The sequence below is a fragment of the Oscillospiraceae bacterium MB08-C2-2 genome (genome assembly GCA_035621215.1).
In the GTDB taxonomy this organism is placed as follows: Bacteria; Bacillota; Clostridia; order Oscillospirales; family Ruminococcaceae; genus WRAV01.
This window is the reverse complement of record CP141729.1, coordinates 1,247,712-1,263,621: the sequence shown is the minus strand read 5'-3', so window position 1 is coordinate 1,263,621 and position 15,910 is coordinate 1,247,712. Positions and strand designations below refer to the sequence as shown.

11 protein-coding genes and 4 tRNA genes are annotated in these 15,910 nt (G+C 46.0%); 7 read left to right on the top strand and 8 right to left on the bottom strand.

Annotated elements, in window-relative coordinates; translation table 11 throughout:
- Window position 1: 1 nt before the first annotated feature.
- On the bottom strand, window positions 2-181 hold the full coding sequence (locus U6B65_05635; GenBank protein WRS28610.1) for a zinc ribbon domain-containing protein: 180 nt from the start codon (window positions 179-181) through the stop codon (window positions 2-4).
- 62 nt (window positions 182-243) lie between these two features.
- On the opposite strand from U6B65_05635, the gene U6B65_05630 reads away from it, so the two are divergent.
- The 5 genes from U6B65_05630 (at window position 244) to U6B65_05610 (ending at window position 9,577) form a co-directional block, all read left to right on the top strand.
- Window positions 244-990: a hypothetical protein gene (locus tag U6B65_05630; GenBank protein ID WRS28609.1), complete on the top strand. Its 747-nt coding sequence runs from the start codon at window positions 244-246 to the stop codon at window positions 988-990.
- An 82-nt stretch (window positions 991-1,072) separates the two neighbouring features.
- Window positions 1,073-2,584 (top strand): cohesin domain-containing protein, encoded by a 1,512-nt coding sequence (locus tag U6B65_05625; protein ID WRS28608.1) that lies wholly within the window; start codon window positions 1,073-1,075, stop codon window positions 2,582-2,584.
- A 15-nt stretch (window positions 2,585-2,599) separates the two neighbouring features.
- Window positions 2,600-8,056, top strand: coding sequence for an RHS repeat-associated core domain-containing protein (locus U6B65_05620; protein ID WRS28607.1), 5,457 nt, complete (start codon window positions 2,600-2,602; stop codon window positions 8,054-8,056).
- 107 nt (window positions 8,057-8,163) lie between these two features.
- Entirely contained in the window at window positions 8,164-8,592 is a 429-nt protein-coding gene (locus U6B65_05615; protein ID WRS28606.1) for a hypothetical protein, read from the top strand.
- 331 nt (window positions 8,593-8,923) lie between these two features.
- A complete protein-coding gene (locus U6B65_05610; GenBank protein WRS28605.1) occupies window positions 8,924-9,577 on the top strand; it encodes a YHYH domain-containing protein in 654 nt (217 codons plus the stop codon).
- Window positions 9,578-9,666: 89 nt separating this feature from the next.
- On the opposite strand, the gene U6B65_05605 is transcribed toward U6B65_05610, so the two are convergent.
- The 7 genes from U6B65_05605 to U6B65_05575 all read right to left on the bottom strand — a co-directional run bounded on the left by U6B65_05605 (window position 9,667) and on the right by U6B65_05575 (window position 12,521).
- Complete coding sequence (locus tag U6B65_05605) at window positions 9,667-9,873, bottom strand: helix-turn-helix domain-containing protein (GenBank protein ID WRS28604.1); 207 nt, start codon at window positions 9,871-9,873, stop codon at window positions 9,667-9,669.
- Window positions 9,874-10,800: 927 nt separating this feature from the next.
- A complete protein-coding gene (locus tag U6B65_05600) occupies window positions 10,801-11,265 on the bottom strand; it encodes a hypothetical protein (protein WRS28603.1) in 465 nt (154 codons plus the stop codon).
- A 70-nt stretch (window positions 11,266-11,335) separates the two neighbouring features.
- Window positions 11,336-11,411 (bottom strand) — tRNA-Gly (locus U6B65_05595).
- Between the two features lie 27 nt (window positions 11,412-11,438).
- A tRNA-Phe gene (locus U6B65_05590) sits at window positions 11,439-11,514 on the bottom strand.
- A gap of 4 nt (window positions 11,515-11,518) precedes the next feature.
- Window positions 11,519-11,595 (bottom strand) — tRNA-Asp (locus tag U6B65_05585).
- Window positions 11,596-11,602: 7 nt separating this feature from the next.
- Window positions 11,603-11,678: transfer RNA gene (locus tag U6B65_05580), tRNA-Val, on the bottom strand.
- 162 nt (window positions 11,679-11,840) lie between these two features.
- Window positions 11,841-12,521: a metallophosphoesterase gene (locus U6B65_05575; GenBank protein ID WRS28602.1), complete on the bottom strand. Its 681-nt coding sequence runs from the start codon at window positions 12,519-12,521 to the stop codon at window positions 11,841-11,843.
- Window positions 12,522-12,990: 469 nt separating this feature from the next.
- Between U6B65_05575 and U6B65_05570 the strand changes: the two genes are divergently transcribed.
- A complete protein-coding gene (locus U6B65_05570; protein WRS28601.1) occupies window positions 12,991-14,352 on the top strand; it encodes a D-alanyl-D-alanine carboxypeptidase family protein in 1,362 nt (453 codons plus the stop codon).
- Between the two features lie 91 nt (window positions 14,353-14,443).
- On the top strand, window positions 14,444-15,862 hold the full coding sequence (locus tag U6B65_05565; GenBank protein WRS28600.1) for an oligosaccharide flippase family protein: 1,419 nt from the start codon (window positions 14,444-14,446) through the stop codon (window positions 15,860-15,862).
- The last annotated feature ends 48 nt before the right edge of the window (window positions 15,863-15,910 follow it).

Below are 15,910 nucleotides of genomic sequence, written 5' to 3'. Positions count from 1 at the left end.
GTCAAGTTTTTAAAGTCAAATTCAGATATTGATACAATCTGTCCTTTGCGTGGTTTCGTTCCCCGCAGGCCGGTCGGGTTTGGCTGGTATAGGCAGGGTTTACATATTCCACTGTGATACTCACCAGCCTTGCTTTGTATTCGATGTAGTGTGCCAGACGGTAGAAGCTCCAAGTATGCATATTCTTTTCAAAAGCGCATTCTAATTGATGTGCTACTTTACACTTTAGGAGGAATTTCAAATATGTCTTACTCAAAGAAAACAGCCAACTATAATCTCCCGCAATGGGAGGCGAACGACAAGCCCAGTATGAGGGATTATAACGATGCTTTTACTGCTGTTGATTCACAATTGGCAAATAAGGTGAACATAAACGATACTGTGAAATTTATGGCCATGTCGCAGGCATTGTACGATGCACCTGACACACCGTACCCCTATGTTGGGAGTGTGAGCAGACACGCCAGTAATCTACCGGTTTCGGGAAATGATTTTCACATATCTTATCTGACCGGAGGCGCGGGAGGTTATGGCACACAGATAGCAATGGGTGTTTCAAACGCTGTAAAAAATACGATGTATATGCGCACAGCGGTAGGGCTAACATGGCAGCCTTGGAAACGCCTTGCTACCGCCGAGCCGCCACAAAAGAACAATTTGTCATTTATAACTGGAGTTTCTGGCCGTGACGGACAAAGTAATTATTGCATCAAGACTCAGGAGGATATTGTGATTGTCGTATTGGATTGTGTTAAAACGGATGGCACGGCAATCCCAATCGGCACATCTCTTGCAACCTTACCTGTAGGTTTTAGGCCGTCATCTGGATTGTATATACCTGCGGCATTGTTTGGTGTTACCGGTGGAGCGAACGTTACATCTGGCCTTGCATATATCGGTATTGACGGCAGTGTAACCATAAATAAGATTACAGGTGATACACAAGATAAACGTGCGGCATCTTTTAAATGCACGTTTGTGTCAGCATAGAAAATCAAACCCCAATCCAAACAACAATTACACAAGGCCGCCCATTTTGTGGCGGCCTTCTTTATCGAAAGGAGGAGAACATATGTTGACAAGACCTACCTGTCTGCACATCCCCGATCTCTATGAGGAAAGCATGGCTCGCATAAGCTGGGAGTCGGTGGAGGATGCAGAGGGTTACGAGCTGGATATTCATTATGACGAGGATTTTGAAGCGGCATTGATCGGCAAAACTTGGGCGGACATGGACGAAGCGGGCTTAACTTGGATTCAGATCGATGCGCAGGGCCTAACGTGGGCGCAGATTGAAAAACTGCCTGCACAGGGGCTTTCTTGGCGGAACATCGAGTACCACAACCGTTCCTGGGCGGAAATTGAACAGAAAAATCTAAACTGGTCAGAAATTAAGCGCCTGCCGGTGCGTTTTACAGTCTACAAGGGGAGAGGAGAAAAAACACCCGCACCGGATCAGGGGCTGACATGGCAGAACATTGACAGCACGGGACTAACTTGGGCTCAGATGGAAGCCAGAGGCTGGAGCTGGCAGGATTTCGAGCTGCAACCGTCCGTTGGCCTGAACTGGGCGCAAATTGACAGCGAAAACCTGACTTGGATACAGATCGAGGCCAGAGGCTGGACGTGGCAGGAATTTGAGGATCAGGCGCCTTACGGCTTAACTTGGGGCAGTCTGGATGGGCCTCATCTCACTTGGACTGAATTTGAGGAGTTGGGGCTCACGTGGCAGCAGCTTGAAAACCTTCCCGCTGATTCCAAGACCCACCTTGCCCATACCGTGGAGCTTCCGGTCTACAAAAAGAAAGTGATTCTTCGTGTGCGTGCATTCAGCGGTGATGATTATTCAGAATACCTAACCTCTTCACTGCGGAATACGTTACCCCGTAGTCTTGCAAAATACAAGCCGCCGTGCATCCATGTACTTACGCTTTATGAGGGCGAATCTGCGGGTATTGTCTGGAGCGATCTCTATGGCGCTTCTGGCTATGTTTTGGAGAGAAAGTTGGGGAGCAAAGATTTTGTGGGTGCTTATAATGGCCCCGGCAAGTCGGCCACCCATCCGTCTGGACGTACTGTTCCGAAGGATTATTGGTATACACCGGATGGCAAGCAGCACCTTACCTTCACCGACCAGATTCCCTATTATGAGAAAACCGCTCAATATCGCATCAAGGGATACAACTCAACGGATAGCTCCCAGTATCAGCAGTCTGCTGTGATTCCCATTGTTCCCGTATTCTACCGGGACGACAGTCTTCACCTTGCTGCTAAAGTCGGTTCCAGCTATGCAGTGCAGCTTCATGCGAAGGATATCGATGATTTTAAGAGCATTGTTATGGCTTTAGAATATCCCACCACCATGCTGAGGCTGGATGAGCTTGGCTCAGAAACATCCGCTGGAAAATGCGATTTTGTCAGCAAGACCTACAAGCCTGCCATCCAACTGGTTTCCCAAAAGGCCGGTCAGGTGAAGTTCAGATACACCCAGCCCCTTACCAAAGGCTATGAATGGGACGGTCTAGTAGTATCCGTACAGTTTACTGCCTTGCAGACCGGAAACGCTGACATCAAATTATCGTGATAAGGAGGCATACAAATGGATAATCAAGATTTTGAGACCATGGAGAATAAAAAAAAATTGATAGAAAATACTCAGCGGCAAGAAATTTCCATATCGGCTATGGCATCCTACGCTACAACATCAAGCATCCCTGATCTGCCGGAACAGGGCGATCCCAAAGAATATGTGGAGGCTCCCTTTCAATATAAGCGGGATGACTGCGAGGCCATCTCACTCAACAGCGGTTCCTTACGGTATTCGGTGAACGATTTGGTCATTCCCGGTAAAAACGGCTTTGACCTTGTTGTTGCAAGACAGTATGATTCGGCCAGTGCCAATATTGAGGACATTTCCATTAAAAGCAAAAGAGGGAAGCAGTACTTTTACTATCTGCATCTTGATATTACAACATCACAAAAGGGAAAAGTCATCAGTATCATTGATGACAATATCCTAGACATTGGCGGGCCGTTTCAATCCGCTGGCATACGTGATAGAGCCGCACAAAATGCCCGGGAGCTTTACGAGGATGACGAGCATGTGGAATACGCCGAGGATGGCAACGGCAAACTAAAAATAGTTTATAAGCTGCGCCTTAGAAAAGAAGAATCCAAGGCCGATTATGTTTCTTATGGGAACGGCACCCGTGCAAACAACCACAATGTCGGCCTGTATGGACTGGGGCATGGATGGAGCTTTAGCTTCCCCTCCATCGAGAGCGTTCCAACCGAAGATAAAAGCCTGGATGTAGATTTCTACGACTATTTGCATACAGGGGATGGAAGGGCCTATAAGCTCAGCAAGAGCGGCAACTATCTGCTCACCTCCGATGAAAAATCCTATCCCCTCTCTGATATTCGCATCAGAAAGGATTCCCAGACCCAGCGCTACAAGGTTGAGTATAAGGACGGCAAAACAGCGCATTTCCATGAAAACAAAAAACTGAATTACATTGAAGATCGCTTTGGAAACCGCATTTCCTTTGTATTTGGCGAAAATGGTCTGCAATCGATCACCGATACCATTGGGCGCACCTTCAAGCTTTTGAGGGAAAGCTCCGAAAACAAAACCACCCTTTCTTGGCAAAACACAGCCACCGGCCAAATCGAATACACCTATGTGGTGGATAAGGCTGACAGAGGGAACAAACTGGTGGAATCGGCGGATGCTCTGGGCCAAAAGACCGCATACACCTATTCACCCGATGTAGCGGAGGTTTATCTCTTTCCATCCTCTTGGGATGAAGACGCCAGCCAGCTTACCTATCTGAATCTGACCAAAATCTCTCATCCCACAGGGGCCCAGAGTGTATTCACCTATCAGACCAAGGAAGCAGATTTCAGGGAAGGAGCCAAAACCGCCTTCTTTGCCATTCGCTCCCGTGAAAGCCGAACCAGCCAACACGATACCAATCCGGTTGACAAGGAAACCTTCGATTTTGAGGTTAAGACCTATACGCAAACCATCGGCGAAAAGGAAATGAAACGATACTATGTCAGCGGGGCGCATGTTTGGGATTCCGCCGGGCTATATACAACCCATCTGTTTAACCCAAAGCACTTGTGCACCAGCCAAGAAACCCGGTTGAACACAGCAGACGGAAGCGTAGTGGCCTCCAAAAGCTTCCGGTACAACGACAATGATCTGATCATTGAAGAAACTGCAAATCGTATGCAAAACGGAAAAACCATTACGATGCAATCTCACTGGACTTATGATTCCAAAGCGAATGTTCTTTCCCAAACCCTACCCCTGCAAGGTATCACCACTTTTTCCTATGATACCGCCTACAATCTACCCATCGGCAAACTATGGGATAAAGATGCCTCCACCCAGATCCGGGAGGAATACTTACTGCGCTCCGATCAGAAGCTGGTGGAGTGGAAAAAGGTCTATGAAAAGAAAAACGGCGTGGAAACCCTCAAAGAGGCCACACAGTATCAGTATGATGCAAACAACAATCTTTCCAGTGAGCGGCACTATGCCAACCTCAACCTTACGCCTTCCCCGGACGATGCTGTAATTGCCTATTCCTACAGCAACGCCAACCCCCAACTGGACAGCAGCATCTATAATGGCGTATACCTAACCGAAAAGAGAATCATTGGCCTCAAGGATGCAGGCGGCGCAGTACTGCCCGATGTGGTGGAGAAATACAGTAGGGATGCCCATGGGCGGGCACTGCGAGTGACCGATCCCAGCGGGCGGGTGACCAACTATACCTACGACAGGCTTGGCCGGGTTATTCGGGAGACCTACCCCGATCAAGCCTGCAAAGAAACCCAGTATGTGGTTTCCGATGCGCAAAACCACATTGTGGTATCGGAAAAGGATGCCAGTGGCAAGCTGCTGCGGCAGAACCGCATGGAATACACCCCTCTGGGCAAAATCCAGCGGACTTATGTCCAGAACCCCGAAACCTGCCTCACCTATCACACCTATGATGCTCGGAATCGCCTTGCCAGTGAATATGCTTACAGCACAGAAGGCACCACCGCCACCGCCTATACCTACGATGCCTTCGACCGTATCCTTTCCAAGACCACAACCGGGCCGGGCATAACGCCATACGAAGAAAGATACAGCTATGATGATGCCTTTGACCCGGCCCAGGGACTGCGAAAAGATACCAAAGAGGTCATCGGTGATGCCAACTCCCCCACTGTGATTTCCACAGTACTCAGGGATGTGTTGGAAAGGGTGCGGGAAGAAGCGGTGGGAGCCGCCGTCACCCGGTACGCCTACAATCAGGCAGGCAACCGGATTTCCCAGACCGACCCCTTGGGGAATATCACCCTGTGGGCCTATGATTATGCCGGCAGAATGGAAACCGAGACCCGAACGACCGAGAGTGGATCGGTTACCGCTGTTACCAGCTACAATCCGCTGGGTCACAAGCAAAACTTCCGGGATTTTCGGGGGAACAGCACCACCTTTCTGCACGATGCCGCAGGCAGACTGCTGGAGCAATCGGTGGATTTAAACGGCTCCGAAAGGATGATTACTCGGTATGCCTACAATCCCTCCGGTGAGGTCACCAGCCAGAAAAGCCTTGCGGGTGACGGATTTTGGCGGGAAACCGGCTATACCTACGACAGTTGCAGCCGGGTGGTGGATACCATTCTATATGACGGCAGCACCCAAACCCGTACCCGTTTCGAGTACGATGCACTTGGCAACAAAACTGTTGTGTATACCGGTATGCTGGGCAGTTCCATCGCCGGAGCCGCCAAGACTACCTATACCTATGACCGCTTTGGCAGCGTACAAACCATGACCGATCCCATTGGCAACAGCCCCAACCCCTCCAATCCTGAAAGGCGTACCGAAGTCTATGGCTACGATGCTTACGGAAAGCTGCGCACCAAACAGGATCGCAACGGCGACCTGACCACCTATACCTATGATGGCTTGGGCAGAGTGCTTTGTGAGCGAGCCGCCGACAGCGAGAAAAAGCAGGCGGATGCCTTTCGCTTGTATGTCTATACCAAAACCGGGCAAACAGCCATGGAGGAAAACAGCCAGCTTCGCATCCGGTATGCCTACGACAGCATGGGCCGCCTGCTTTCCCAAACCGAGGTCTGCCTTTCCGGCTCCGCCAATACGGTCAGCAAAAGCTATACCTACGATCTGTGCGGCAACCGCAAAAGCTTCATTCTCCGTAAGAATGGCGTTACAGAGCTGTCTCTTGCCTATGATTACGACAGGCAGAATCGGCTTACGGTTCTGAAAAAGGATGGCCACAGTCTTGCCACCTACACCTATGATGAAAACGGAAACCGCAAAAGTCTTGTCTATCCACAAAGCGGCATCACCACCGAGTATGTTTACAACGCCGCCAATCTGGTGACTGAGCTAACCAACAAAAAAAGTGGTGCTCATCGTTCCTCCTACCACTACAGCTACTTCCCGGACGGCAACCAAGCTCGCAAGCTCAGCAAGGGTTCTGGGCGAGCGGATAAGACCACCGATTATCTGTATGACGGCCTTGGCCGACTCACCGAAGAAAAGGAGCAAGGTGGCAATCGGATTCTATACCAGTATGACCGCTTCTCCAACCGCTCCCGCATGACGGTCACCGACGCATCCGGCAAAAACACTGTTACCGCCTACACATACGACCTGCGAAACCGTCTGGAAACCGAAACTAAAACCGACCACAAGGGCGCAAGGGAGATTTTCCATTACCGCTACGACTACAACGGCAACCAGCTTTATCGGGAATGGGAACGGCTCACGCCTCAGGGCGACCCTGAAAAAAAGAAACCGGGCCGGGTCGGCTTTTATTCGGATAAGTTCGGGCAGGATGTTGTCATTCTGGAAAAGCGAGGGTATAATGGGTTTAATCAGCTTGTAAGCCTGTATCGGGATACCTTGGTAACGAGCTATGTCTACCGCCCGGATGGCCTGCGGCACAAAAAGTGTTTTGCCGATGGCACCAGCCATACCCACATCTGGGATGGGCAGAACATAGTGGCGGAGTATGGTGAAAGTGGCCGGATATTCGCACGGTATTTGCGGGGCATAAACCTCATCGCCAGAGAGCAGGACGGGCAGCTGCAATACTACCTGTTCAATGCCCATGGGGATGTGGTGGAGCGAACCAATCAACAGGAAACCACCCTCAAGAATTATGATTACGATGCCTTTGGGGTGGAGAAAAACCCGGAGAAGCTGGATGGGAATCCTTTCCGCTATTGCGGGGAGTATTTTGACCGGGAGGCCGGGACAGTTTATTTAAGGGCCAGGAGCTATGTGCCGGCCAGCGGGCGGTTTACTTCCGAGGATGGTGCCAGAGATGGGTTGAACTGGTATACTTACTGTGGAAATAATCCGGTAATGTTCATCGATAGCTCTGGGCTTGCTCCAACGGTAGCAGAAGCTGCATATATGGCAGAAGATATTTATGAGGAAACGGGTAAGCTCTCTGGAGGTTGGAAATTAGACAACGTAATTACTAACAAAGAGGGGTTAAAAATGGGAGTATATTCGAGACAAAAAGAAGATGGAACAATCGAATATGCTTTAGTTAATAAAGGCACCAGCAACTTGGGAAATTGGGGAAATAATTTTCAGCAGCCTTTTGGCGCTTCGGATGATGCAAAAGATTCGATTACTGAATCGACTAACTTCGTGTCTAGCCATAAAGATAACGAGATAACAATGGTTGGACATTCGAAAGGTGGCGCAGAAGCTATTTTGAATGCGATGGCCAATGATAAAAATTGCATTACTTTTAATCCAGCAAACCCAAACTATAGTACATACGGTTTGGAAAAAGATAACTATACTGCAAGTATGACGAATTATATAGTGAAGGATGAAATTCTACATCAATCCGTAGGTAGCCCGTCAATCGGTGCAACTGTGTATTTACCATCGCCATACAGAATTCATTGGTGGGACAGACCCAAACGAAGAATAAGTACTTTAACAAAAAATCATCATATGGAAGCTGTGAGAAAAGCATTACAGAAAGAAGGTTATAAATGATAAAAAAATTTATCATGTAGACATTATTTATTGCAGTAGCAACGGCATTCTTAGTAACTGGATATTTTTTATTTCCATGGGCAACTGTTTACTTTGGAACCCTTTCTTTGCCAGATCCTCCTTCTCCCAAAATAACATATGGAGAGTTTCCCTTTCATTTAGTATATGAAATAGATGGGATGCAAGTAATTGTTGAGGATTCTTTAATATGCGAATATAATGGAATAGGAATGGATGAAGGACGGGGAAAGTTCCGCCAATGGAAAAAATATTTAGCTAGTGGTAATGAGAGAATTTCTCTACTGAGAGTTAATGACTACAAAGAAATATATTATGATCCCGGTCCAGATTGGTATTATATGGGGGATGTGGATGAAACAAATTATGACCATGCCTTTCCCAATGCGTCGTATATTGAAGAAGACGGTCAAATTACTAGGCGTGGAGAAATAAGTGAAAAAGAACTTGTCGAGCAATATAACATTAAGTTATTGGGCTGGGAACCAAGTCCACCAATAGAAAACATTTTTGAGTAGCTGAGAATGAAAAGCCGCTGGATTTAATTTGGACTACTGTAGAAGGCCATCGAATAGGTGGCCTTTTTCTTATGCAAAACGGCGATATGCTACCACTACCTGTAATCTAAAACACATGGCCATCTCATGCCCAGCCCCAGCCAAGCTAGTTATTGGACTAGATGAATTAAACATATTTATATTTAGCCCAAACAAAGATATCGGAAAGAAGCTCGAGAATAAGTAATCGCAGAGAAGTAGACATAATTTAAGAATATCAGCTAAATAAAATTTGTAAAAATTTGCCTTTTTCGTATTGCAATGATATACTATACAAAAAAGGAGGTTTAAAATGAAACGAATTATAAGTATACTACTAATTTTTGTTATGGCATTTTCAATATCTCTTTTTCCCCTTGCACATTCCGGTAGGACAGACGCACGTGGCGGACATAAGGATAATAAAAACGTTTCTGGATTAGGAAGTTATCATTACCACTGTGGTGGCAATCCTCCACATCTACATACTAATGGTGTTTGCCCATATGCATCTACTAGTGCCTCAAGTAATCGAAGCAGCAGTTCTTCAAGTAGTTCAAGTACTGCAAGCTATGAAGAAAACCTTGTTTATTTTAACGACATCTCCGAGGAGTCAAGTTCTGAGAGTAGTGGTAGTACCTCGATAGATGATAACACAACGGATTCAACAAAAAAAATTGCCACAGAAATTAAAGAGTACTTCCAGAAGCACTTTACAAATGAAATGTATGTTGTGTACATTGGACATTTAGGGGAGTTTAATGCCAGTCTACGAGTGATTTACAAATCAGAGTTAAGCGGTCTAAATACCCAAAGCCTAGTTTTTTATAACTACAATCAGAAAGACAATATCTACTCCAAAATAGAGAGCCCAGATTATACATTTAAAGATGGAGCACTTGAATTTACAACTGAATCCAACCAAGGTTACGTTATTATAACCGACAAGGATTTTGTTAAGAAATAAAATTATAACGAAACAGCAGGTAAGGGGTATTTATTCCCTACCTGCTGTTTTAATTAACATTACACGGAGACTTGTGCTGTTATGCAAATTTAGCTCTTTTTATATTCTAATAAATCCCCCGGCTGACAGTCTAACAAGGCGCAGATCGCTTCTATATTCTCCCATGCTATTGGATATCCAGTTCTTAATTTCTGTACAGTAGATTCGCTTAATAATTTATCTTTACGTAGCCTATAAGTTGATACGCCAGCTTTTTTTAATGCCTTCAAAACATCAAGTTTATATATCATAGGCATGTTTATTGTCACCTACCTTTATAAAAGTATTGTAAAGCAAAATGTGAACGGAATCAAGTGTATAGAAATAACAAAATTACACTCTCGAATTAGTGTATAAAGATAATAGACTGTGAACGTAATTTAGTGTATAGTATAATCAGGTAATCAAAACAGAACTATGTAAATGCTCTATAGGATTATCCAGAAAGTCAATTGTGGCTCTAGTGTAAACATGGGTGACAGTTATTTTAATTCAATTTACTTTTTTCTTTTATTGCAAATATTCTTTCGTTATTCCAAAAAGGTATGATACATAAGATAAAAAAGGTATTGCGCTTGGAAAGGGTTTCTGCTACACTAGGTGGCAAGAACAATATTTTGACAAAAAAATAAGACCCCCACGGTCTGGCCACTGTTAGCGCAGCAACCAGACTTGCGCCTTAGAGATGTACGAGCATCTGCTAAGACTTGTGAGAGCCTTCTTGTCGTGATTCTATCATGACTGAAGATAGATTGCAAGAGCTTACAGATGTTACACCGCTGGCAAAGTGTGGTAACGACTGTGGGCTCTTGTACTTTTTTGGTTTAGACGCTCCATGCGTTTAAATAGATCCAGCATCCAGCAACCGATTAATAAGACTGGACTGCTATAGGGGACAGGAATTAATAGTCTGCCTCAAAGAAAGAAGGTGTTTGCTCCATTCACAAAACCACAACTGAATATCCACCACAGAAGTGATACATAGTGCTTTTGAGAGGTGTGCATTCTGCGCACCATCAGCTTAATTGCTACACAGTAACAGCTATTGCATACACTCCAAGATGGCCAAAATCTGCTGTAGAGCAACCATAGGCTGAGGGGTAGGAACGGATTCTGTGAAGAAATGGAGCAAAGTTTATATATGAGAAGGGCGTATTAGAGGTACGTCCTTCCTTTATATACTTTTAACCTCGAAAAACCCGGATTCGAGTATTTCCGAACGGTAACCAAGTTTGCTTTGAATAGTATTTTCGCTCATAATTAGCAAATGTTTTTTTATATTTTATAATTTTCTTTTGCTTTTTAAATAAATGCTTTTTAGGTGCTACCTTTAAAGCTATTGAGAAACACTTTTTCTTTTTACGCTGAATTGATTTTATAAACTCTTGATAGACATTGTCAAATAATTCTAAAGGTAAGTCACATATGTAGGATAGAAAAGATCGAGTTTGTATAGTGCGTGAATTATCAATATCTACTCGATATTCATGATCTGAACCAGATATTCGCCCTATATAACAAAACCCATTTTCCGTTTTAGGAGTTTGACATAATTTTGAAACTGTGTATTTTTCTCCATTGGTTTCTAAAATGAGCACTCTATATTTAGATGTACCTAAATATACCCAATAGATTTGACCAACACACATAAGCCTACCTTTTATACACTTATTATATTGTAAAAGGGCCTATCAAAAGATAGACCTTTTTACAATATTGTGGAGCGGGTTACGAGGCTCGAACTCGCTACCTCCACCTTGGCAAGGTGGCGCTCTACCAGATGAGCTAAACCCGCAAATAATGCCGCAAAAAACCTTGCGGCTGGTGCCTCCGGTCGGAATCGAACCAACGACACGTGGATTTTCAGTCCACTGCTCTACCGACTGAGCTACAGAGGCAAATTGGCGACCCGGAAGGGGCTCGAACCCTCGACCTCTAGCGTGACAGGCTAGCGTTCTAACCAACTGAACTACCGGGCCAAAAAGGTGGTGGGAACAACAGGGCTCGAACCTGTGACCCTCTGCTTGTAAGGCAGATGCTCTCCCAGCTGAGCTATGCTCCCACACATGTTGCTGTGTCGTATGCACTCGAATCAGCAACGGAATTTATTATACTATATCAAATTCAGGTTGTCAACCAATATTTAATAAAAAATGGACAAGATTTTACATTTATTTTTCCTGCACGGTCCTAAATGGCTGAAATCCTGATAACTGAGCCCTTTTTATTTCCGGGTAACCGGCAATATTTCTTTAAAAACAGCCACTTGATTGGGCGGAATCAGTCGATCCAGATGATAATGGCCAAAATACCAGCGGGTAAAACTGCAATTGCGCAGAACCTCATCCAGAAATACATCCAAATTATTTGGCTCATTATCCTTCATGGTGAGAGCCCCGTGAATTTTGTTGCTGGGCTGGTGGGTTATAATGTAATCCACCTTGTTTTCATGCAGGGCCAGATTCTGTCTGGCGATTTCCACTTCCTCAGGGGTGGGCAGTTCCCGGCTCCACCAGGTTTCGCCGGCATGCCGCATATCTGCATCGACGCTGTCTCCGCCTCCAAAAGCCAAAAGCTTGCTGTTTTCCAGCGTGAAAACACTGCCGCGAACCAATTGGCGCAGGTTGCCGGAGATTTCTCGCACCTTACCGCCCATCCAATCGGTGACAGGGTATTTTTCAATCAAGTCCAAGTTGTCGTGGGTACCTTCTACAAACAAGACATTGTAACGCCTTTTGCCAATCCAGCGCAAAGCCTTTTGTTCGGCCTTACTATCCTCCCACAGAAAGCCAAAATCGCCACAGATAATTAAGGTATCGCCCTTGCGGAGGCGGCGCATTCCTTTTGTATTAAAGCGGGAAAGGTCCCCGTGTATATCGCCCGTTATGTAAATCGTGACAGTCACCTCATCCGTTGTGTTGCGTGTAGTATACCGTGAGCGCAGTGAATGGTATACTTGGCCATCGCCGTAAGGCAGGCCATAAGAATGGAAGGTATAATAAACGCTTTGCGGTTATTATACCATAAAAGCGAAGCGTTATGGTATAATTGCCCATGGCCATAGGCCGGGCATAAAAATGGAACGTATGATAAATGCTTTGCAGTTATTATACCTTATAAGCCCTTTTAGTATATCAACACGTAAATGAAAAAGCAACTGTTTCCACTGGCTTTGCCAAGGCGCTGGTCTTAAAGATTTTAGGATAAGAGCCGCACAATTACCGCCTGCATACTTGGCATTCCTGCGGGTTTCTGCTATACTATATGTATTATGCCCACAGGCACTTCCAAGGAGCCGTGGCTCCTTGCATTGTGCAGGCGCAAGATGGTTTGCGCCGATGGTGGGCAACCTATTTCGGAAGGGAGGCTTTCAGGTGAAAAAAAACTGCTTGATGGTGGCGGCCGTTTTTCTGTTTCAGGTTGTGCTGGGTTCTTTTTTGACAGTAACGGCTCAAGCTCAAAGCTATTCGCCCCCCCATGAGGTCAGTGCCCAGTATGTATATCTATATAATCTGGATACTGAAACGCTCATCTATGAAAAGAATTCCAACGAAGCGGCCTATCCCGCTTCGCTGACCAAAATCATGACCTGCCTGCTGGCATTGGAGATGACAGAGGATTTGGACAGCACTCTATTAACATACCCTCTGTATATTCAGGATTTTTTATACGATTATCAATATGTCAAAAAGAACGGTGCGGTTTCGCTGGCGGGGCTTTCCATGGGGGAGACACTCTCCATGCGCCAGATGCTTTATGCACTTATGTTACCCTCAGGGAATGAAGCGGCGCTGATTATTGCGGATTATCTGGGTGGGGGTTCTCAGCAAACCTTTATTGAAATGATGAATAAGAGGGCCAAGGAGCTGGGAGCAAACAATACCAACTTTGTGAACCCCAACGGCCTTTTTGATGAAAGCCATACCACAACGGCCAAGGATATGTTTCTCATTGCCCGCCATGCCATGAGTGTGCCGGGATTTATGGATATCGTTTCGACTACTTCTTATGAAACCGGGCCCACCAATAAGCACGATAATCTGACATGGCGCACCACTAATCAGATGATGGTGCCGGCCAGCAGCTATTATTATCCGGCCTTGCAGGGGATTAAAACCGGTACCTTGCCTCAGGCAGGGAAGTGCTTGGTCTCCACGGCCAGCAAGGATGGCTTCACCTATCTGATGGTAGTGATGGGGGCACCCATGGCCGATTCGGGCGGTAACGCCTATGCGCAGGATATGAACTTTTCCGAAACCAAGAGGCTGTATGATTGGGTATTTGATACCTTTAAAGTAAAGGCTTTGGTGGAGAAGGGCAAATATGTCTCCGAGGTGGAACTAAAGCTTTCCATGGATAAAGATTTTGTGCAGGTTATGACAGCAGAACGCTTTACCGCTTTGCTTCCCGATGATATTGAGGCCTCCAGTGTAACCTTGGTTCCGGTGGTACCGGAAAGCCTGAATGCTCCCATTCAAAAGGGGGACGAGGTTGGGTATCTTCGCCTGCTTCTTTCCGGCGATGAAGTTGGGCAGGTCAAGCTGGTAGCGGCTGAATCGGTAGCGGAAACGCCTGTGCTGGTGTTTTTGGAAAAGTTTAAATCCATTCTGGGCAGCTTCTGGTTTAAATTTGCTGTTGTTCTGGTTGTTCTTTTGATTATCCTTTATTCTTTCTGGATGATCATGCGCAACAAACGCCGCCGGACAAGCTCCTACCGCCCTCGCCGCCGCCTGTAACGGCTTTGTCCCTTTTATCTGCAAAAGGTATTCATTGTTTTGCAGAAGGGGAGAGCAGACATCAACTCTAGGAAGTGAAACCGCAGCCGCTATGGGAAAATATAAAAATCTAGTTTCCAATACCGTGGTTTTTGCTCTGGGAACCTTTAGCTCCAAGCTTTTGGTGTTTTTCCTTATGCCCTTTTACACCCGAATGCTTTCAGCGGAATCCTATGGCACAATGGATTTGGTGGTCAATACCTGCAATTTGATTTTGCCGGTGGTGACCCTTTGCATGGCTGAATCGGTGATCCGGTTTACGCTGGATAAGGCCTACCGGAAATCAGAGGTTTTTTCGGCGGGCTTGGCAGTGGAACTGGCCGGGTATGCTGTTTTGATTTTACTGTATCCTTTGCTGCATAGGGTTGAACTGATTTCGGAATACACTCTTTTGATCTATCTATATGTGCTGACTTCATTCCTGCGCTCTCTGACCTCCAACTTTGTTCGCTCCTTGGGGTTTGTGCGGCTGTTTGCCCTGGATGGGATGTTTACCACCATTACTACAGTGGGCTTTAATGTGTTGTTCTTGGCTGGCTTTGGCTGGGGTGTAAAAGGATATGTTCTGGCCACAATAGCCTCCGATGGCCTTTCGACCCTTGGCCTGTTTCTGATTCTCAAGCTGCACCGGTTTGTAAAGCTTGGCAGTATCCATAAAAAGACAATCAGAGAGATGCTACGCTATTCACTGCCGCTGATTCCAACGGCACTGGGATGGTGGATCACCAACCTTTCTGACCGGTATATGGTATCCTATATGGTGGGCTTGGAGGCCAACGGTCTCTATAGTGCTGCTTACAAAATCCCCACCATGATCACACTGGTTTCGGCTATTTTTATTCAGGCTTGGCAGATTTCAGCTTTCAGCGAGTATGAGGGAGAGGAAAACGTCCGTTTTTTCTCCAATGTATTCCGAACCTACTGTACCTTTATTTTTATGGCGGCTTCCGGCCTGATTCTGCTGATTCGGCCCATTACCAAAATCCTGCTGGCCCCGGAATATTACTCATCTTGGCAGTATGCGCCTTTTCTGATTCTGGCTGTCTCCTTCTCCTGCTTGGTTACTTTTTTAGGCACCATCTACAATGCGGCCAAAAGTAATGGAATGGCCTTGGTCACGACCTTTGTGGGGGCGGCTGTCAACATTGTGCTCAATGTTTTTCTCATTCCGAAATATGGGGCAACAGGATCGGCTTTTGCCACCTTCGCCAGCTACTTTATTGTATTTTTGATTCGTGCGGTGGACACCCAGCGCTTTGTTAAAGTGCGTATGGCCCCTGTAAAAATTGCGATGTATCTGGCTTTGCTGCTGCTTCAGATATGGGTTTCCATGACTGAGCCAAAATTTGGGGTATGGATACAGGTTGCCATTCTCCTGCTGATTGTCGTTATGAGCCTTGGCTATATTGTATTTTTCTTCCGCTGGGGAAGTGATCTTCTCAAAAGACGAAAAAATCCGCAAGAGAACTGAAATTGGCTTTGTACCGCCTGTTTTTAAACGCCACTCCGCTGTTTGGAG